Source organism: Variovorax sp. YR216, from assembly GCF_900107745.1.
Lineage (GTDB): Bacteria > Pseudomonadota > Gammaproteobacteria > Burkholderiales > Burkholderiaceae_C > Variovorax.
On record NZ_FNRO01000007.1, the window covers coordinates 57035 to 75671 of the forward strand.

At 67.3% G+C, this 18637-nt stretch carries 15 protein-coding genes and 1 pseudogene; 6 read left to right on the forward strand and 10 right to left on the reverse strand.

Annotated elements, in window-relative coordinates; translation table 11 throughout:
• The first annotated feature begins 134 nt into the window (after window positions 1–134).
• The 4 genes from BLW05_RS19160 to BLW05_RS19175 all read left to right on the forward strand — a co-directional run bounded on the left by BLW05_RS19160 (window position 135) and on the right by BLW05_RS19175 (window position 5195).
• Window positions 135–1694 carry an acetate--CoA ligase gene (locus tag BLW05_RS19160; protein WP_093165078.1) on the forward strand — a complete coding sequence of 520 codons (1560 nt, stop codon included), beginning with the start codon at window positions 135–137 and terminating at the stop codon, window positions 1692–1694.
• 27 nt (window positions 1695–1721) lie between these two features.
• A complete protein-coding gene (locus tag BLW05_RS19165; RefSeq protein ID WP_093165079.1) occupies window positions 1722–2870 on the forward strand; it encodes an FAS1-like dehydratase domain-containing protein in 1149 nt (382 codons plus the stop codon).
• A 99-nt stretch (window positions 2871–2969) separates the two neighbouring features.
• Window positions 2970–4190, forward strand: a complete 1221-nt coding sequence (locus BLW05_RS19170; protein ID WP_093165081.1) for a CaiB/BaiF CoA transferase family protein — start codon at window positions 2970–2972, stop codon at window positions 4188–4190.
• Between the two features lie 42 nt (window positions 4191–4232).
• Window positions 4233–5195: a Bug family tripartite tricarboxylate transporter substrate binding protein gene (locus BLW05_RS19175; RefSeq protein ID WP_093165082.1), complete on the forward strand. Its 963-nt coding sequence runs from the start codon at window positions 4233–4235 to the stop codon at window positions 5193–5195.
• 9 nt (window positions 5196–5204) lie between these two features.
• Here BLW05_RS19175 and ilvB read toward each other — a convergent pair.
• Window positions 5205–6988, reverse strand: a pseudogene (gene ilvB, locus BLW05_RS19180) (biosynthetic-type acetolactate synthase large subunit).
• A gap of 64 nt (window positions 6989–7052) precedes the next feature.
• On the opposite strand from ilvB, the gene BLW05_RS19185 reads away from it, so the two are divergent.
• Both BLW05_RS19185 and BLW05_RS19190 read left to right on the forward strand, forming a co-directional pair.
• Entirely contained in the window at window positions 7053–7547 is a 495-nt protein-coding gene (locus BLW05_RS19185) for an Lrp/AsnC family transcriptional regulator (protein WP_256330388.1), read from the forward strand.
• Window positions 7548–7728: 181 nt separating this feature from the next.
• Window positions 7729–8103, forward strand: coding sequence for a helicase SNF2 (locus BLW05_RS19190; protein ID WP_093165084.1), 375 nt, complete (start codon window positions 7729–7731; stop codon window positions 8101–8103).
• 111 nt (window positions 8104–8214) lie between these two features.
• On the opposite strand, the gene BLW05_RS19195 is transcribed toward BLW05_RS19190, so the two are convergent.
• From BLW05_RS19195 to BLW05_RS19235, 9 genes are all read right to left on the reverse strand, one after another.
• Window positions 8215–8430, reverse strand: a complete 216-nt coding sequence (locus tag BLW05_RS19195; protein ID WP_093165330.1) for a hypothetical protein — start codon at window positions 8428–8430, stop codon at window positions 8215–8217.
• 195 nt (window positions 8431–8625) lie between these two features.
• Window positions 8626–10686, reverse strand: a complete 2061-nt coding sequence (locus tag BLW05_RS19200; protein WP_143044860.1) for a sensor histidine kinase — start codon at window positions 10684–10686, stop codon at window positions 8626–8628.
• Window positions 10687–10750: 64 nt separating this feature from the next.
• Window positions 10751–11524: a carboxymuconolactone decarboxylase family protein gene (locus BLW05_RS19205; RefSeq protein ID WP_256330389.1), complete on the reverse strand. Its 774-nt coding sequence runs from the start codon at window positions 11522–11524 to the stop codon at window positions 10751–10753.
• The gene (locus BLW05_RS19210) at window positions 11521–12744 is read right to left on the reverse strand and encodes an SDR family NAD(P)-dependent oxidoreductase (protein WP_093165087.1); all 1224 of its coding nucleotides are present in this window, start codon (window positions 12742–12744) and stop codon (window positions 11521–11523) included. Before BLW05_RS19210 ends, BLW05_RS19205 begins: the two co-directional genes overlap by 4 nt.
• A 16-nt stretch (window positions 12745–12760) precedes the next feature.
• Window positions 12761–13519, reverse strand: a complete 759-nt coding sequence (locus BLW05_RS19215; RefSeq protein WP_093165088.1) for an SDR family NAD(P)-dependent oxidoreductase — start codon at window positions 13517–13519, stop codon at window positions 12761–12763.
• A gap of 14 nt (window positions 13520–13533) precedes the next feature.
• Entirely contained in the window at window positions 13534–14496 is a 963-nt protein-coding gene (locus BLW05_RS19220) for an acyl-CoA dehydrogenase family protein (RefSeq protein WP_093165090.1), read from the reverse strand.
• Window positions 14493–15710, reverse strand: coding sequence for an acyl-CoA dehydrogenase family protein (locus tag BLW05_RS19225; protein ID WP_093165091.1), 1218 nt, complete (start codon window positions 15708–15710; stop codon window positions 14493–14495). Before BLW05_RS19225 ends, BLW05_RS19220 begins: the two co-directional genes overlap by 4 nt.
• An 8-nt stretch (window positions 15711–15718) precedes the next feature.
• Window positions 15719–17860, reverse strand: coding sequence for an acetate--CoA ligase family protein (locus tag BLW05_RS19230; RefSeq protein ID WP_093165093.1), 2142 nt, complete (start codon window positions 17858–17860; stop codon window positions 15719–15721).
• 2 nt (window positions 17861–17862) lie between these two features.
• On the reverse strand, window positions 17863–18633 hold the full coding sequence (locus BLW05_RS19235; protein WP_093165094.1) for an enoyl-CoA hydratase/isomerase family protein: 771 nt from the start codon (window positions 18631–18633) through the stop codon (window positions 17863–17865).
• Window positions 18634–18637: the final 4 nt, after the last annotated feature.

The following is an 18637-nucleotide window of genomic DNA, read 5'->3' on the forward strand; positions in this document are numbered from 1 at the left end:
CCGTGACGCGCTGCACCGCCCTGGCTGCCTGACCCAGTCTTTTCAATAATTGTCTATAGACAATTCATAGACGCTATTGACAATTAAAACGCGGGCGAGCAAAGTCTCTCCATCACGAGCAACGAGAGACAGCGATGACGAGACTGACGCAGTTCACCTCCTACGCGGACGCGCAAGCGCACTGCAGCACCGCAGGCCTATGGGAGCTTTTCGACGGCGATGCGACGCGCATGAACATTGCGCACGAGTGCATCGATCGCCATGTGGATGGAGACAACGAGGCCGTGGTCCTCGTGCGTGCCAACGGGGAAGACGAGGCGCTGAGCTTCCGGCAGATCTCGGAGGGTTCGTCGCGATTCGCTCACTTCCTCGCGGAGGAGGGCATCCGGGCGGGCGACCGCGTGGCCGTGATGCTCGAGCCCTCGCTGGCCTTCTACGTGGCGATCTTCGGCGCGATCAAGCTGGGTGCGATCGCGGTTCCGCTGTTCACGCTGTTCGGCCCGGACGGCATCCGCCTGCGCGTGCAGGACTGCAAGCCCAGGCTGCTCGTGACGAACCCCGAGAAGGCGGAGGTCGTGCCGGCGTCCGACGATCTGAAGGTGGTGGTCGCCGACGAGGCCTTCATCGGCTCGCTCGATCGCTTCTCTCCACGCTTCGAAGTCAACACCCGGGCGGATGATCTCGCGATCTTCCAGTACACCTCCGGCACCACGCGGGAGCTGCCGGATGCGGTCAAGCACACGCACCGGGCCATCGTCACGCTGATGCTCGCCGCGTTGTACGGCACCGGCGTGCGACCGGGCGACCGCTTCATGTGCCCTTCATCGCCGGCCTGGGGGCATGGGCTCTGGCACGGCACGCTGGCGCCACTCGCCATGGGTGTGACGATCGGCGCCTACGCAGGCAAGTTCAATGGCGAGCGGTTGCTGCAGGCGCTGGCGTCGCACCGGTTCAACAACCTGTCGGCGGCCGCAACCCACTACCGGATGATGCGCAACTCGGGCGCGGCGTCGAAGTATGCGTACGCCCTCGACAAGGTGTCGTTCACCGGCGAGCCGATCGACAGCGAGACCGCTGCGTTCATCGAGGCGACCTTCGGCCACAAGGCCTGCAGCATGTACGGCACCACCGAGATCGGCGTGTGTCTGGTGTCCTATCCCGGCGCACCGGATTTCCCGGTCAAGTCGGGATCGCTCGGGAAGCCGATCCCCGGTCTTCGAGTGCAGGTGCAAGACGTCAATGGCAAGCCTTGCGCGCCCGGTGTGACCGGCGAGCTGAAGCTCTGGCGCCGTGGCGAATGGGTCGCGACGAAGGATCTTGGGCGTGTCGACGAAGACGGCTACTTCTGGCACGGCGGCCGCGCGGACGACGTGATCATCTCGGCCGGCTGGACCATCGGCGCGGTGGAGGTCGAGGACGCGATCCTCAAGCACCCCGACGTCAAGGAGGCCGCGGCCATCGGCGTGCCCGACGCGCTGCGCGGACTGGTCGTCAAGGCCTTCGTGGTCTCGGACCGCCCCGCGGGCGAGCAATTCATCGAGGAAATCCAGGACGCGGTCCGCACGCGCCTGAGCCAGCACGAGTACCCGCGGCAGGTGGCATTCGTCGCCGAGCTGCCGAAGACGCCCGCCGGAAAGATTCACCGGAAAAAGCTGCGCGAGCAGGAAGCCGCCGGCGCAACCGCCCATTCGTAATCCCCCATTTATTCAACAGGAGACGGCATGTCCACCACCACCACCACCAACGAAAGAACCTTCCCGAAGATCACCGACAACGGCCTGGACGAGCTGCGAGAGCGCATCGGACAGAAGATTGGCGCAACGGCCGAGCCGTGGTGCTACGAAGCGACGCGCGACAACATCCGCCACTACGCGCACGGTATCGGCGACGACAACCCCCTGTGGTGTGAACCGGACTATGCCGCGAAGACGAAGTACGGCGGCATCATCGCGCTGCCGAGCTTCCTGTTCTCGACGAGCCGGATCGTCTCGGGCTATGTGGGCGGCCTGCCAGGTGTCCACGCCATGTGGTCGGGCGCCGACTGGGAATGGCACAAGCCGGTCCATCGCAACGACACCATCCGGACCGAGGCCTACCTCAAGGACCTGATCGAGCACCAGACCCGCTTTGCCGGCCGCGCGGTGCAGCAGATCTATCACGTCGACTTCTTCAACCAGGAAGGCGACAAGGTGGCCGAGGCGGACAGCTGGTGCTTCCGCACCGAGCGCGACCATGCGCGCGAGCAGGGCAGCAAGTACAAGGAAGTGCGTGCACGTGCGCCGCGCCGCTATTCGACCGAGGAGATCCAGGAGGCCTACAAGCTCTACGCCAAGGAAGAAGTCCGCGGCAGCACGCCCCGCTACTGGGAAGACGTGAAGGAAGGCGAAGCGCTCCCGGTGATGTTCAAGGGCCCGATGACCGTGACCGGCTTCATCGCCTATGCGCAAGGCTGGGGCGGTCTCTACATTCGCGCCAACAAGCTGGCGTGGAAGCTCATCGACGCGCACCCCGGCGTCGGCATCACGAACCGCTTCGGCATTCCGGACGTGCCGGAGCGCGTGCACTGGGAAGAGGACTTTGCCCTGGAGGTCGGCGCACCGGGCGCCTACGACTACGGCCCGGAACGCACCTCGTGGCTCACGCACCACCTGACCAACTGGATGGGCGACGACGGGTTCCTGCGCAAGGCGCATTGCAAGATCCGCCGCCACAACCCCGAGGGCGACATGCTGTTCATCAAGGGCTACGTCAAGCGCAAGTTCATCGAGAACGGACGTCATCTCGTGGAGATCTCCCAGGAGGCCCACAACCAGGACGACGAGCTGTCGGTCATCGGATCAGGCGTCGTGGAGCTCCCCACGCGCGGCTGAGTCGCCTCGCCCCGGCCGGGGCGAAGGCAGGATCGCAAACCGGATGGCCCGGCAGGCCGGCTCGCGCCGACTGCCGCGGCAATCCCTATCGGATCTGTTATGCCAAATACTTCAAGGCGCGGTGCCGATGGGCACGGGGCGCTCGCGGGGCTGCGGGTCATCGACCTGTCCAGGGTCCTTGCCGGCCCCTTGTGCACCCAGATCCTTTCCGATCACGGCGCCGACGTGATCAAGATCGAGCCGCCGAACGGCGACGAGACCCGCACGCTCGGACCGCCCTTCAATGACGACGGCGACGCGGCCTACTTCACGGCGGTCAACCGGGGCAAGCGCGCCTTGGCGCTGAACCTCGCGCACCCCGAAGGCCGTGAAACGCTGCTGCGTCTTCTGCAGGACGCCGATGTGCTCGTCGAGAACTTCATCCCGGGCACGATGCAGCGCTGGGGGCTGGATTTCGAGGACGAACTGAAGCCGCGCTTTCCCGGCCTCATCTACTGCGCGATCTCGGGCTTCGGCGCGGATGGACCGCTGGGCGGCCTGCCGGGCTACGACGCCGTGCTGCAGGCCATGTGCGGGCTCATGAGCGTCAATGGCGATCCTGCCTCGGGCCCGACGCGCATGGGCATTCCGATCGTCGACCACCTGACCGGCTACACCGCGCTGACGGGCATCCTGCTGGCGCTGCACCACCGCGATCGCACGGGCCTCGGCCAGCGCGTGGAGGCGACGCTGTTCGACACCGCGTTGAGCCTGCTGGTGCCGCATGGCGCGAACTGGATGCACTCGGACCAGGTTCCCGGCCTGCTCGGCAGCGCGCATCCGAACATCGCGCCCTACGACAAGTTCCAGTGCGAAGACGGACAGGTGTTTCTCGGAATCCTCAACGACCGCCAGTTCGCGAAGTTCTGCGCCGTCATGGATCTCCAGGGACTGCCGGGCGATCCGCGCTTCGCGACCAATGCGGCGCGCCTGCAGCATCGCGATGAACTGCGGCGACGGATCGAAGGCGTGCTGCAAGGCTGGAAGCGCGAGTCGGTGTGCAGCGCGCTGATGCGAAGCGGCGTGCCGGTCGGGCCGGTGCACACCGTGCCGGAGGCCTTTGCACAGGCGCATGCAGCGCATCGCGGCATGAGCGTGAGCATCGATGGCTACCGGGGCATCGGTGTGCCCGTGCGCCTTTCGCGAACACCGGGCCGGCCGGGCCAGCCTCCTCCGCGCTTTGGCCAGCACGCGCAGGAGGTGCTCGGTGAAGCGGGATTCGACCAGGGACAGATCAGCCATCTGCAGGCCATCGACATCTGTCCGGAAGCGGTGCCCTGAACAAGGGTGATCGCGGAAACAACCAACAAAGGAGACACTGCAATGAAACGGATCGTCAGCATCTTGGTTGCGCTCGTCGCGCTCTTGGGTTCTTCCTTCGTGGTGGCGCAGGCCTATCCTACGAAGCCGATACGCATCATCGTTCCCTACCAGGCGGGGCAGGGGACTGATGTCGCGACCCGCTATCTGGCCGAGCACCTGGGGCGTGCACTGGGCCAGCCCCTGGTGATCGACAACCGGGCGGGCGCCGGCGGAAACATCGGTGCCGCCGAGGTCGCGCGGGCCGCTCCCGATGGCTACACGCTGCTCATGGGGACCAACGGCACCCATGTGCTCAACCAGTTTCTCTATCCATCGATGCCGTTCGATCCCGAAAAGGACTTCGAGGCGGTGGCGCTGGTCAGCACCTTTCCGATGGTGATCCTCGCGAATCCGAACGCGCCCTACAAGAACCTGGCGGACCTGCTCGCGGCCGCGAAGGCGCGGCCCGACGCCGTCGACGTGGGTCTGCCGAGCACGACGTCGCGCCTGGTGCTCGAGCTTATCCAGAAGCAGGGCGGCGTCGTGATGCGGTCCGTCCCCTACAAGGGCTCCGGCACCTCCATGACCGATCTGATGGGTGGGCAGGTGCTGGTCGGCATCGACACGGCCAGCGCGGCGCGGCCCTTCATCGCGAACGGCAAGCTCAAGGCGCTGGCAGTGACGTCGCTCAATGACTCGGCGCTCCTGCCGGGGACGAAGCCGGCGGCCAGCCAGGGGCTGGAGGGATTCCAGGTCGTCGCGTGGAATGGGCTCTACGCACCGCGCGGGACACCGGCGGCGATCGTCCAGAAGCTCAATGCGGAGATCGCAAAGATCCTGGCGCAGCCCGAAGCGCGGCAGCGTCTGCTGGATCTCGGCCACGAGCCGGCCGGCGGGACGCCCGAGAGCCTCGACCGCTTCGCGCGCAGCGAACGCGAGAAGTGGGGGCCGCTCATCCGAAGCGCCGGGATGAAGCTGGAGTAGGCGGCGGCGTCACAACGCCTCTTCCTCGTGCCAGCGGTCCTTGGCCAGCATCACTTCGTGATGTCCCGCGCCCGCAGGAATCATCGGAAAGCAGTTCTCCTGCGGCGCGACCTGCACATCGAGGAAGAACGGGCCGTCGAAGGCCAGGCATTCGGCGAGCGCGTCGTCCAACTCGCGCGGATCCGCGACACGGCGTGCGCCCCAGCCGAAGGCCTTCGCCAGCGCCACGAAGTCCGGCAGCGCGGCGTTCCAGCTGTGCGACAGCCGGTTGCCATGGTTCAGCTCCTGCCACTGGCGCACCATGCCCATGTAGCCGTTGTTGCTGAGCACCAGCTTGACGGGCGTTGCGTGCTGCACCGCGGTCGAGAGCTCCTGGATGTTCATCAGCACGGAGGCATCGCCGCTCACGCAGACCACCAGCGCATCCGGATGCGCCACCTGCGCGCCGATCGCGGCCGGGAGGCCATAGCCCATGGTGCCCGCGCCGCCGGAGGTCAGCCAGCGCGCGGGCCGCTCGAAGCGCAGGTACTGCGCGGCCCACATCTGGTGCTGGCCCACGTCGGTGGAGACGATGGCATCGCGACCTTGCAACCGCGACTGCAGCGCGGCCATGAGCTGCTGCGGCACGATCTCGTCCGGGCGCGTGGCGAAGTCCAGGCAGCGCGCATCGCGCCAGCGCGCGATGCGCTCCCACCATGGCGCGAGCCGTTCGGACGCGAGGCCGTGCAGCTCTGGCAGATCGAGCAGGCCGCCCAGCACCTGTCCGCAGTCGCCCACGATCGGCACATCGGCGCGCACCGTGTCTTGTGGATGCTGCTCGGGTCGATGTCGATATGGATCTTGCGCGCGTGCGGGCAGAACTCGTCGAGCTTGCCGGTGACACGGTCGTCGAAGCGCGCGCCGACATTGACGACCAGATCGGCTTCGTGCATGGCGAGGTTCGCTTCGAGCGTGCCGTGCATGCCGAGCATGCCGAGCCACTGTGGATCGGAAGCGGGGAATGCGCCCAGCCCCATCAGCGTGAGCGTGCAAGGCGCGCCGGTGGCGCGCACCAGTCGCGTGAAGGCGGCGCACGCTTCGGGGCCTGAATTCACGAGCCCGCCGCCGCCGTAGAACACCGGACGCCGAGCGGTCGAGATCAGGTCGGCCGCACGTTGCAGGCTGCCGCGCGGCACGGCGGGCTGCGAAGGCGTGGCGCGTGCGCGCGGCACGTCGGGGGTCGGCAGGCCATCTGCACGGGCCAACTGGACATCCTTCGGCACGTCGAGCAGCACCGGGCCGGGCCGCCCGCTCTTCGCGATGGCGAGCGCCTCGCGCACCGCCTGCGAAACCTGCGCGGCAGAGCGCACCTGGAAGTTCCACTTGGTGACGGGGCGCGACATGCCCAGCGCATCGCTCTCCTGGAAGGCGTTGGTGCCGATCACGCTCGTCGCCACCTGGCCGCTGATGCACAGCACCGGCACTGAGTCGCTCATGGCGTCGAGCAGGCCGGTGATGGTGTTGCTCACGCCGGGGCCGGAAGTCACCAGCACCACGCCGACCTTGCCGGTGGTGCGTGCATAGCCCTCGGCGGCATGCACGGCCGCCTGCTCGTGGCGCACGAGGATGTGGCGCAGCCGGGGCTCTCCGTGCAGCGCGTCGTAGAGCGGCAATGCGGCGCCGCCGGGGTAGCCGAACAGGGTGTCGACGCCGCCTTCGACCAGCGCATCGAGCAGCCGTTCGGCGCCGTTGCGAAGGGAGGCGGGGGCTTCTTCAGTGCCGGTCGGTGCCGGGTCTTTCGTGGTGATTTCCATCCCGTAATTCTTCTGGCTTTGCCTCAGAATGTGCTTCGGAAATTCGACGAGAAAGGAGAATTACTTGAAGATTCAAAGGAAGAATCAAAAATCCGACGAAGAATTTTTCGACAAGATCGACTTGGCCATCCTGCGCATCCTGCTGCAGGACTCGCGCCGCTCGCTGCAGGACATCGGCACCGAGGTCGGACTCTCGGCCACCAGCTGCTGGAGCCGCATCAAGCGCCTCGAAGCCGAAGGCGTGATCCGGCGCTACACGGTCGACGTCGATCCCGCGAGCCTCGGCTACCGCGATTCGGTGATCGTGCAGCTCACGCTCGAAAGCCACACGGACGAAACGCTCTACGAGTTCGGGCGCGTGCTCGCGACCATCCCGGAGATCCTGGAGGCCTACCTCGTCTCGGGCGACTACGACTACTACATCCGCATCGCGGTGCGCGACACGCGCGACTACGAGCGGCTGCTGCGCGAGAAGCTCTACAAGATTCCCGGCATCCGCCACAGCAAGTCGCACTTCGTGCTGCGGGTGCTGAAGGAGGCCAGCGTGCCGATCGACTGAGGCTTCATCGTGTCTTCGCGCCGCGATTGTTTCGATCCCGGCAACAGGGTTGTGATGATTTACTAGGGTTTTTACCTAGTGTTTGGGTGCAAACTTCTCCCCACGGGGCAGACATCAGCTGCTCTGGAATGAACGGAGACCCGTTCGAGATCAGCCAAATTCACCCAACGAAGGAAACCAAATGAAGACATCGATGATCATCGCCGCTGCTGCTGTATCGCTCTTTGCCGTTGCCGGCGCGCAAGCTGAAAGCTATGACGGTGTGCAACCGCTGGTGTCGGCCAACAGCCGTGCCGACGTACGGGCCGGGGCCGTGGTCGCCGCGCGCAGCGACAACCCCTATGGCGATGCTGTCTCGTCGCACGTGGCGTCGCTGCCGACCTCGTCGGTCGCCCGCGCAACGGTGCGCAACGATGCAGTCGCCGCAGCGCACAGCGCGAACCCCTATGCGGAAGGCTTCGGGCAAGGCGTTGCCACGGCGTCGGGTAGCGTGGACCGCGCTTCCGTGCGCGCGCAGGCCCTTGCAGCGGCCCACGGCCAGCAACTGCCGCTATGAACTGGCGCTACGCCGATCCAAGAAGAAACCGGGCATGTCCCGGTTTTTTTTGAGGTGCGGTTTGACGTCCATGTCGCAAATGGTGCACACAGTCGTCAATCGTGACATGAACTATCGCAGCGCCATGGTGACGCTGGGCGCCGCGAATTCGCGGCCGACCATGGCGCTGGCGAAGAGGTAGTTGCTGCGACCGCGCTCGGACAACGATTCGAGATTCACGTGGCCGCTGGCATCGCAAGGAAACGCAAAGCCGCGGCCCTCGCGAAACAGCGACCGGAACCGGACCTCGAAACGGGCACCGGACGCGGCGTGACTCGGCTGGGACATGGTGACGATCTCCGACGGACTGCGATGCTTCAAATCTAGTCCTGCGTGCCGCCCTTAAAAAGCCGTTGCGGATGAACACGGTGTTCCGTTCCACGAAATAGTCCGCAATGCCGCAGCTTTGTGCGAACTGCGCCGACGACATCAAGCGCTTCGCCGCCGAGTTCGTGCGACCGTCGAGGCCGCCATGTCAGATGGCTAGCGCAGTGCCGGGCGCCAACCCGCCTGACCGCTCGCCTGCAGTTCGGGATTTGCCTCCGAAAGGCGCGTCATGGCCTCGTTTGACGTGCTGCCGGCCACGGCCGCCGGCACCGGCATCGGCAGGCGCAAGCGCAGGCGGGTCTCCCCGGGCCGCGACTTCAGCATGAGCATGCCTCCCAAGGCAGCGGCGCGAGCACGCATGTTCGCCAGCCCTCTGCCGCGCAACACGCCACTCGTATCGAAGCCACGGCCGTTGTCACATAGTTCGATCTCGATGACTTCACCCTCCGCACCATCCGCACCCCCGGGGGGCAACACGCGCGCAATCAGCGAGGCCTGCGTTGCCGCCGAGTGCGTCATCAGGTTGGAGAACGCCTCGAACAGCAGCATCTGCATCTGGTGAGATTCCCGCACGCTCCAGCCTGTCATCGCCGGCAGCGGACTCACGTCCCAGCGCAGATCGATACCAGCAGCCTGCAGGCGAGGCCCCAGCCGGTAGCGCACGGCGCCCAGGGCCGAGGCCACATCGCCATCGCCGTCATGCATCGCGTCCACTGTCAGCTTCAGCTGGTCCACCGCGTCGCGCAGATGCAATGCGACATCGTCGCGGGCCGCGCCCGGCTGCTGGGCCATTCTCAGGAGTCCCACGAGTTGCGCCCCGAGGCCATCATGCAGGTCCTGCATCACGCGCTGGCGTTCCTCGAGTGCGCCGCGCGCCTTCTCTCCCTCCCGTTCGCGGGTGAAGGCGGCCTCCAGGGCTGCGTTGCGCTTGGCGAGCTCTGCTTCGAGCGAGGCGTTCATCTGCGCCATCGCGCGAGCGTCCTTGCGCATGCGCTCGGCAATCACCCAGGCCAGCGAGATGGCGAAGCCAACCCAGGCGAAGCGGATCCAGGGCACCACGTCGTAGGCCTGGGGCGAGTAGCGCATGACCCACATGTCGCGCGCACCGGCCAGCACGACCAGCACCACGGCCAGGCCGAGCACGCGGTGCTCGAGCACGGAGCTGCGCAGCGCCACGCGCAGCACCGTGACCATCATCGCCAGCCCGACCACGAGGTTCAGCCCCTGCCACAGCGACGTCAGCCACAGCCACGGAACCATGATGCCGAGCGCGGCCGCGACCGGCGCCAACCAAGCCATCGCGCCCAGGAAGCGCGCCAGGCGGGTATCGTCCCGTCCCACCACGGCCAGCGCGAAGCGACACAGCAGCGGAATCGCCGCCTGGAAAGCTGCCAGCGGCAGAACGCCCCACCAAGGCCAGGGCAGCGGCGCATGCGTGAAGAGCACGCGTGCCGTCTGCACGGACCACAACAGCTCGCCCAGCCCGTAGTAGAGATAGATGGATTCGCGCTGGCGCAGCCACACCAGCAGCGACAGCGCGCCCAGCACGCCACTCACGATGGCAATGAAGCGGCCACCGCTGATATGCCAGAACTCGGCACGTTCATGGAGCGGACGAATCTCCTCGACGGTGCCTGCCACGATCGGCGACAGCCCGCCCTGGCGAGCCGCTTGCGCCGCGATGGTGACCTCCACGCGCCGCGACGATGCCGAGCGAGACGCTGGCAGCTCGACATACTGCGGCGCAAAGGAAGCATCGTCGTAGGGCCCCGGCGGGAAGGCGCCAAACCGGGCCAGTTCCTGGTCGTCCACGGATACACGAAAGCTGTTGCCCAGACGCGGCACGAACAGCGCCATCGGAGCGTCGGCCTGGGCTACCGGTACCTCGAACGTGAACCGCGCCTCACCATCGACCGCGCCTTGTCGCTGATCCCAGTGAAAGGGCAGGGTCACGGTCTGCGGCTTCTCGGCATGGGCCCGCGCCTGGCCGTGCAAGGTCAGCGTGAGCTCCGCTTCCTCGATCAGCGTCAGGGCATGTGCCGAGACGCTCCACGAGAAGCCCAGGACCGCGAATACCAGTGCTATCAGGCGCCACCGCAGCGCTTCGTTTTGTCGACCCATTTCGCTATCAACTTTAGCAACAATTGTTGCCAATTGTGGAAACTGTGCCGCGCCCGAGGACTGTAGCTGCTCGAAATCCTGATGCCCGCGCAGCACGAGACGTCAACCATCCGTAGGGACTTGCCGCGCGTTCCTCAGGCCTACGACCGCTTCGTCGCAATCAGCGCCGGGTCGATGTCGGTCCGGCACGCTGTTCCGTCACTTGCCGGAACACGTTCGCGCCCAGCGCCGTGCCGTGCACCGCCAGATGGGATCCCAGCTGGATGGCCTGCAGGAGCTCGGCCGGCGCGAGGCCCTGTGAAAGAGCCACGGGCACGATCCGCCGTATCGCATCGGGATTGAAGGCAGTAAAGCACGCATGCAGCGCCAACTGAACCAGGCTGCGCTCGCCCGGGCTGAGCCCGGTGCCCGGCCGGCCCTGCTCGATGAAATCGAGCAGCACATCGGCATAGCCAGGGTCCATCCTCGCCACTGCCGCAAGGGAGAGCGCGTGTGCGGCGCCGAGCGCTTCGATCCGTGCCCGAAGCTCCCCGTCAACCACAGCGGCTTCATCCGCGCCGGTGAACTCGGCCAGGATATCGGCGGCCTGGCACGCATTCACGGCGCCTTGCACGGCCACGAGGTGCAGCACGTCGAAGATGTCCGCCTGTGTCGCGCCCACCTCGAGTGCCCGCTTCATGTGGGTCTGCAGGCCCGATTCGAAGAGGTGGGACGAGGAGCTGTCGAGCGCGACGTAGATGAGTTCCACCATGCGCTCCGTCAGCGGCCCCGTGCGTGCGGGATAGCCGGCGTAGCGTGCGTACTGCTCGACGAAACCGGGGCACGCCTGCAGCATGGTCTCGGTCCAGGGCCGCCAGTAGCCCCGTTCGGCGATGAAGTATTCCTTGATCCGTGCGGACTCTGCATCCGCCGTGTCGGCCGGCTTCGGGTTCACGGCGATGCTCCCGGTGCGGTGCCGCGGCAAGCGAGCGTCTGTCCGGTCAGGTACTGCGCGGCAGGCCCGCAGACGAAGCGCAGCAGCGGGTGCAGCGACTGCGGATCGAACGCGTCCGGCACTTCCAGCGCGTTGACGCGCAGTGCGCGGCCACCCCATTCGCAGGCGAGGGTCGACACCAGCATGCGCGCGGCGGCGCTGTCGCCCGCGTCCTGCCAGCGGCCGGCACGGGAAGCGGGCAGGAGGACGGTCAGGCTGGCCTGCTGTGCGTAACGGGCGGAAAAACGCGCAGCCGCCGCATGCACCGCGTGCAGCAGGCCCGGCCCCTCACAGGACAGCGGCGACAGGTCGAGGCATGCGTCATAGCAGGGCTGCGCGGATGGCGCCTGCGCCAATGCTTGCCAGGGCGTGCCATCGCCGCCGCAGACTTCGAGCCGCATCGGCATGTCGAGCGGCAGCAGATCCAATGCGGCCGGCTCGAAGCGCTGGCTTCCGCCGAAGATGGAAGAACCGCCGTTGAATGCCAGCACCTGTCCCCGCAGAGGCGCAGCGCCAGGACTTGCGAGAAAGAACAGCGCCTGCGCCATCTCGGCGGGCGAAGCCATGCGGCCGAGGGGAATCTTGCCCACGGCGTTCTCGGGCTTGATCCGGCCGGCCTGGATCAAGCCGTCCACCAGGTCGGTTCGCACGAATCCGGGCGCGAGCACCGACACGCACCATTCGGGTCGTGCCTGGGCCAGGGCCCGCGTCTGGGCGATGAGTCCGGCCTTGCTCGGGCTGTAGGCGCCGCGCCATGGAATGGCGTGCAGGCCGGCGCCGGACGCGACATTCACGATGCGCGCGCCAGGCTTGAGCAGGTGCGTGCATGCATCGACCACGGCCGCCGGCGCGGCCAGGTTCAGCGCGAGCAGCCGGGCCATCTGCGCGGGAGACTGCTCGGCCAACGGCGTGTTGGATGCATCCGACATCCCGGCGTTGTTGAGGATGGCGTCCAGTGCCGGCGTGCCGTCGCGAAGCGATGCGATCTGCCCGGTATCGGTCAGGTCGACCGTGCGCAGCACATGCGCTGCGGAAGGGGGGGAGGGCAGTGTTCGGCCCAACGCATGCAATGCCTGCTCGTTGTTGTCGACCAGCACGCATTGCCAGCCGGCAGCGGCAAACAGTCGCGCCGCGTCGCGGCCGATGCCCGAAGCGGCACCGGTGATCAGAACCGTCTGCATCTGCGCTTCCGTCGCTTCAGATGTTGGTCAGCGTGATGCCGCCGTCCACCGTCAGGGCCTGCGCCGTGATGAAGCCCGCGTCGTCGCTGGCCAGGAAGCAGATGGCGCGGGCGATGTCTTCCACCGTGCCCAGCCGGCCCAGCGGTGTGCGCGCGATGCGGTTGGCATCGCGCTCGGCATTGCGGTTGCGCTGCGTGCCTTCGGTGGGAACGGCCGAGGGGCACACCGCATTGACGCGGATGTTGCGCGCGCCGAGTTCCGCCGCCGCCGCGCGCGTGATGCCGAGGATGCCCGCCTTGATGCCCGAATAGACCACCGAGCTCGCGGCCGAGCGCAGGGCCGCCACCGAGGCCACGTTCACGATCGAGCCGCCGCGCTGCGGGTCCATCACCGCCATCGCTTCCTGCAGGCCCCAGACGACGGACTTGAAGCCCACGTCCAGCATGCGGTCCATCGTCTCCAGCATGATTTCCGGGATGGCCTGGTAGCGCACCCAGGCCGCGTTGTTGACCAGGATGTCGAAGCGCCCGCCCAACTCGAACGAGCGGCGGATCGCGTCGCGGATGCCTTCGCGGCTGGCGATGTTCATCGGGACCGCGAAGGCTTTTCCGCCGCGGTCCTTGATGGTGTCGACGACCGGGATGACCAGTTCTTCCTTGATGTCGTTCACGCAGACAACGGCGCCGCGGGCGGCCATCTGCAATGCGGTTTCGCGGCCGATGCCGGCGCCCGCACCGGTGATGAGGGCCACGCGGCCGAGCAGATCCTGATTCATTCGAACTCCTTGATTCATACGGACTGGATGAAGTCCAGGCCGGCTTTCCGCGCGAGCGATCCCGAGCCGAACGCCGCATCGAACTTGCGCACCTCGCGCAAGGCGTAGTGCAGGGGCACTTCCCAGGTGAAGCCCATGCCGCCATGCAGGTGGATCGACTTCTCGAGCACGAACGCCGCATTCGCGAGCGCGTTGGCCAGCACCGGCCCGGTGCTGCGCACGCGGCCGTCTTCGTCGGTGCGGAGCACGCGCTGGATGCCCGCATTCGAGGCCTCCTGCACGAGGCGCATCCGCGCCAGCAGATGACGCACGGCCTGCTTGGCCGAGAGGGGGCGTCCGAACTGCACGCGGGTGGACATGTATGCGGCCGTTGCGGCGAGCGCACCTTCGGCGGCGCCGTTGACGAAACCGGCGATCAGGATCTCGCTGTCGCGCTGGAGTGCGGTGAAGGTGGACGCGTCCACTTCCGCGAGCACCCTGGCTCCGCCCAGCGTCAGCCACGATTGGGGATGCTCCGGGTCGAGCGCGGCATCGTCCTGGATCTCGACCGATGCGAGGTCGAGCAGCGCACCGCCGCCCTGACCGTTCGCGACGAGCACCCAGTCGCAGTCGCGTGCGTAGCGGGCGTGGCCCGCGAAGCCGTCCTGCAGGCTGCCTTGCAGCGCCCAGGTGGCGACGCGCTGGCCGCCGGCCAGTTCCGCGGCCAGCGGGGAATCACCCAGCGCCTTGGCGATCAGGATGGTTTCGAGCAAGGGCCATTGCAAACGCAGCTTGCCCGCTTCGGCCGCGATGGGCAGGGCGAATTCGATGCCCAGCGCGAGCCCGCCGGCATCTTCATTGGCACAGACGCCGCAAAGGCCGGCGCTGGCCAGCACCGTGGCGGCCTCGCGGAAGCCGCGTGCCTGCGCATCGGCGATCGCATCGGCCGCAGCCTGTGCGAACTCTTCGGGTTGGAGATCGTTGTCCGATGCGCTCATTTCTGCGACTCCTGGAGGTCCTTGGGCAAGTCCATGATGCGTTGGGCAATGATGTCCAACTGCACTTCGGTGGTGCCCGCATAGATGGTTTCGGCACGGGCATAGAGGTAAGCCGTGGTGAAGTGCTTGCGAGCACGTTGCGCCAGCGCGCTCGATCGCGGGGTCACCTTCGACACCACCGACAGCGCCAGGCCCATGAAGGCCTGGTGGCACTCGGACCAGTACAGCTTGGTCAGCGAGCCGCGTGCACCGATCCGGTCGCCCGCCGCGAGCTGGTCCACCGTGCGTTCGACAAGGCCCTTGAGTGCGGCGATCTCGCCCACGACATCGCCGATGCGCCGCTGGTAGTAGCCGTCATCGAGCAGCTTCGACAGCTCGGGGTCGGATTTGCAGGCGGCGACGATCTGGCGCAGCTCGCATTCGAAGCGCCATGCGCGGTACATGCGGTTGGTCGCACGCTCGATCGAGAGCACGCGGATTGCCGCGTTCCATCCCTCGTCCGGCGCGCCGAGTCGCGCGCTGTCGGGCACCACCACGTTGTCGAAGAACACTTCGGCGAACGAGTCCTTGCCGTCGATCGACTTGATGGGCACCACGCGGATGCCGGGCGTGTCCATGGGGACGGCGAACATCAGCAGGCCGCGGTGCTTGTCGGCCACCGTGCCGGTGCGCGTCAGCAACAGGCAGTAGTGCGCCTTGGCCGCGCCGCTGGTCCAGATCTTCTGGCCGTTGATGCGCCAGGTGTCGCCCTCCTGCACTGCCTTGGTCCGCAGGCGCGCGAGGTCGGAGCCCGCGTCGGGCTCGGAGAAGCCCTGGCACCAGTAGTTGCGCATCGAGAGAATGCGCGGCAGGAAGAACTGCTTCTGTTCTTCCGTCCCCACGGTCTGGATGATCGGCCCCGCCAGTTCCTTGCCGATCGAGCTCACGCTCTCGGGCATGGCGAGCGCGCCCACTTCCTTGTTGACGGCGAGGTGTTCGCGCAGCGTCAGCCCCAGCCCGCCATAGGCCTTGGGCCAGGTCATGCCGGCCAGGCCCGCGTCGTACATCGACGCTTCCCAGTCGCGGCACTCGTCCAGCGTGGGCGTGCGGTACGCGAGGCTGTCGGCACGCATGTGTTCGGGCAGGTTGGCGCGCAGCCACTCGCGCGCGTACTGGCGGTAGACGGCCGGGCCCGCCGAGGCGTCCGGAATGGCCGGGTGCTTGTCCATGTGCATGTGAGCCTTCAATGTCCAGGGGTTGAAGATGGGGTCGGGACCATCAGGGCATCGAGGACGAGCGCGCCCTCGCCCTCGGGCCTGACCAGAATCGGGTTCATGTCGATCTCGGCCACGTCGCCGGCGTGACGGCATGCGAATTCCGACAGCCGTGCCACCGTGCGCGCCGCCGCGGCCACGTCGGCCCTGGCCTGGCCGCGTACGCCGTCGAGCAGGGGGAACATCCGCAGGCTGCGGATCATCCGGGTCGCTTCTTCCTCGGACACGGGCGCGACCTGCACCGCGACATCCTTGAGCACTTCGGCGTAGATGCCGCCCATGCCCACCATGACCACCGGTCCGAAGACAGGGTCGCGCGAGACGCCGGCAATCAGCTCGACGCCGCCGCGCACCATCGGCGCCACCAGCACGCCGTCCAGGCGCGCTTCGGGCGCGTGCTGCCTCGCGTTGGCCATGAGGCGGTCGTAGGCCTGCCGCACGGCGTCGTCATCCTTCAGGTCCAGCGCCACGCCACCGATCTCGGTCTTGTGGGCAATGTCTTCCGATGCGATCTTGAGCACCACCGGATAGCCCGTCGCCTGCGCGCTGCGGACGGCGTCGTCCGCCGAGGCGACCACCTCTTCGCGCGGCACGCTGATGCCCGCGGCCGCCAGCGCCTTCTTGGCATGGAACTCGTTGCGGAACACCGCGGCGTCCACCTTCTCGACGGGTCCGTTGTAGGCAGCGGCGGGCGGCAGGCCGGCAAGCTGCCCGAGGCGCACGAGGCCGGCCAGTCCGCTGGCCGCCGCAGGGATGCTCGGGAACACCGGGATGCCCAGCGCATTGATCTCGGCCACCGCATCCGCCGGGCCGCGGCTGATGATCACCAGCAACCGGTCGGGATGGCTGGCGCGGATCTTCGACAGGGCCTCCAGGTACACGCCGCGCAGTCGCGGGTTGTAGAGCGACAGCGCCAGAAGCAGCACCAGCGTGCTGCCGTTTGCATCGTTCTGCAGCGCGGTCAGCATCTTGAGCAGGATGTCGGGCCGTGCCGACATCTGGGCCGATGCGTCCACCGGATTGTTGGTGCCGGCGGTGGGCACCGCCTCGCGGATCAGGGCCTTGGTCGTGTCGGCGAGCTGGGGCAGTTCCATGCCGGCCTGCACCATCGCATCGGCCATCATGATGCCGAAGCCGCCGGATGCGGCGACCAGCGTCACCGCGCGCGTGGTGGGCAGGCGCTGCGCGCCCAGCAGGACGGCCGCGTGACCCACGTCGAGCAGTTCCTCGAACGAGTGCACGCGCAGCACGCCATAGCGGCGGAAGACGGCGTCGAACACCGCGTCGGAGCCCATCAGCGCGCCGGTGTGCGAGGCGGCGGCGGCCTGGCCCTGCTCGGTGGCACCGATCTTGAGGACGATCACCGGCTTGCGCTGCCGGCGCGCCATGTCCAGCGCCAGGGTCAGGCGGCCGGCGTCGCGGCAGGTCTCCATGCAGCACAGGATGATGCGCGTGGCCGGGTCGTTCGCCAGCGCGGCGATGCCGTCGGCCACGTCCACGTCGGCCTCGTTGCCGGTGGCGATGAAGCGGCTCACGCCCAGGCCGCGATCGGCCATGCAGCGCATGGTGAAGCTGCCGATGTTGCCGGACTGCGAGACGATGCCCACCTGGCCGGCGGGCGGCATGCTTTCTTCCAGGGCGATGGAGAACGAGGCCACCAGGTTGTCGACCACGTTCACGGCGCCGAGGCAGTTCGGCCCCAGCAGGCGCATGCCATGGTTGCGCGCCACGCCGACCAGTTCGGCCTGCAGTTGCGCGCCCTCGGGGCCGGCTTCGGCAAAGCCGGTGGACAGCACGACCACGCCGCGCACGCCACGGCTCGCGCAGTCGCGCACCGCTTGCAGCGTCGCCTGCGCAGGCACCGCCACGACGGCCAGGTCGGGCGCGGTCGGCGTGTCCAGGATCGATGCGTAGCCTGTCAGTCCCTGGATGGTTCCACCCTTGGGGTTGACCGGATAGATCGCGCCCGCGTAGCCGTACTTGCGCAGCAGCTGCACGGGACGGCCGCCGATCTTGGTGATGTCGTCGGAGGCGCCGATCACCGCGACGCTGGCGGCGCTGAAGAAGGCGTCGAGCCCGGTGCCCGGCGTGGCCTGAACTTGCTTCAACATGCTCAGCGACCCTTGAAGACCGGTGCGCGCTTCTCGAGGAAGGCCATGCGTGCTTCGCGCGCGTCCTCGGTCTTCGACAGCGCCACGGTGAACTCCTGCTCGAAGCGATAGGCGTCGCGCTGCGGCATCAGGTCGACCATGTTGGCCGCGCGCTTCGCATAGACCACCGCCAGCGGCGCCTTCGATGCGATCTCGCGGGCCAGCGCCATGGTGACGGGCAGCAGGTCTTTCTCGGCGACCACTTCCTCGATCACGTTGCGCCTGAACAGCTCCTGTGCGGTCAGGCGCTGGCCGGTGAAGAACATGCGGCGCAGCGTGGATCGGCCGAACAGCGTCTTGAGCATCGAGGCGCCGCCGGCCAGGCCGACGTTGATCTCGGGCATCCCGACGGTGACGTTCTCCGAGGCGTAGAGGATGTCGCAGGAGGCCGCCAGGCCGAGGCCCGCGCCGAGGGCCGTGCCGTTGATGGCCGCGATCACCGGCTTGGTGCATTCGCGGATGGCGTTGCCGGTTTCGCGCGTGATGCGGTTGTGGTCGAGGAAGTCGCCGGGGACCGTGCTGTCGGGCCGGTCCTTGAGATCGGCGCCGGCGCAGAAGACGCTGCCGGTGCCGGTCAGCACCGCGCAGCGGATGTCCTCGCGCTCGGAGATCGCATCGAAGGTCGCCACCAGATGGCGACGCATCTCGCGGTTCAGTGCATTGACCGGCTTGCGGTCCATCGTGACCAGCGCGACGCCCTCGGACACTTCCAAACGAACCCATTCATTACTCATACAT

Excerpts from the sequence above, each read along its gene's own strand:
- BLW05_RS19160 (WP_093165078.1), top strand. The coding sequence starts at position 135 with ATGACGAGACTGACGCAGTTCACCTCCTACGCGGACGCGCAAGCGCAC.
- BLW05_RS19165 (WP_093165079.1), top strand. The coding sequence starts at position 1,722 with ATGTCCACCACCACCACCACCAACGAAAGAACCTTCCCGAAGATCACC.
- BLW05_RS19170 (WP_093165081.1), top strand. The coding sequence starts at position 2,970 with ATGCCAAATACTTCAAGGCGCGGTGCCGATGGGCACGGGGCGCTCGCG.
- BLW05_RS19175 (WP_093165082.1), top strand. The coding sequence starts at position 4,233 with ATGAAACGGATCGTCAGCATCTTGGTTGCGCTCGTCGCGCTCTTGGGT.
- BLW05_RS19190 (WP_093165084.1), top strand. The coding sequence starts at position 7,729 with ATGAAGACATCGATGATCATCGCCGCTGCTGCTGTATCGCTCTTTGCC.
- BLW05_RS19195 (WP_093165330.1), bottom strand. The coding sequence starts at position 8,430 with ATGTCCCAGCCGAGTCACGCCGCGTCCGGTGCCCGTTTCGAGGTCCGG.
- BLW05_RS19210 (WP_093165087.1), bottom strand. The coding sequence starts at position 12,744 with ATGCAGACGGTTCTGATCACCGGTGCCGCTTCGGGCATCGGCCGCGAC.
- BLW05_RS19215 (WP_093165088.1), bottom strand. The coding sequence starts at position 13,519 with ATGAATCAGGATCTGCTCGGCCGCGTGGCCCTCATCACCGGTGCGGGC.
- BLW05_RS19220 (WP_093165090.1), bottom strand. The coding sequence starts at position 14,496 with ATGAGCGCATCGGACAACGATCTCCAACCCGAAGAGTTCGCACAGGCT.
- BLW05_RS19225 (WP_093165091.1), bottom strand. The coding sequence starts at position 15,710 with ATGCACATGGACAAGCACCCGGCCATTCCGGACGCCTCGGCGGGCCCG.
- BLW05_RS19230 (WP_093165093.1), bottom strand. The coding sequence starts at position 17,860 with ATGTTGAAGCAAGTTCAGGCCACGCCGGGCACCGGGCTCGACGCCTTC.
- BLW05_RS19235 (WP_093165094.1), bottom strand. The coding sequence starts at position 18,633 with ATGAGTAATGAATGGGTTCGTTTGGAAGTGTCCGAGGGCGTCGCGCTG.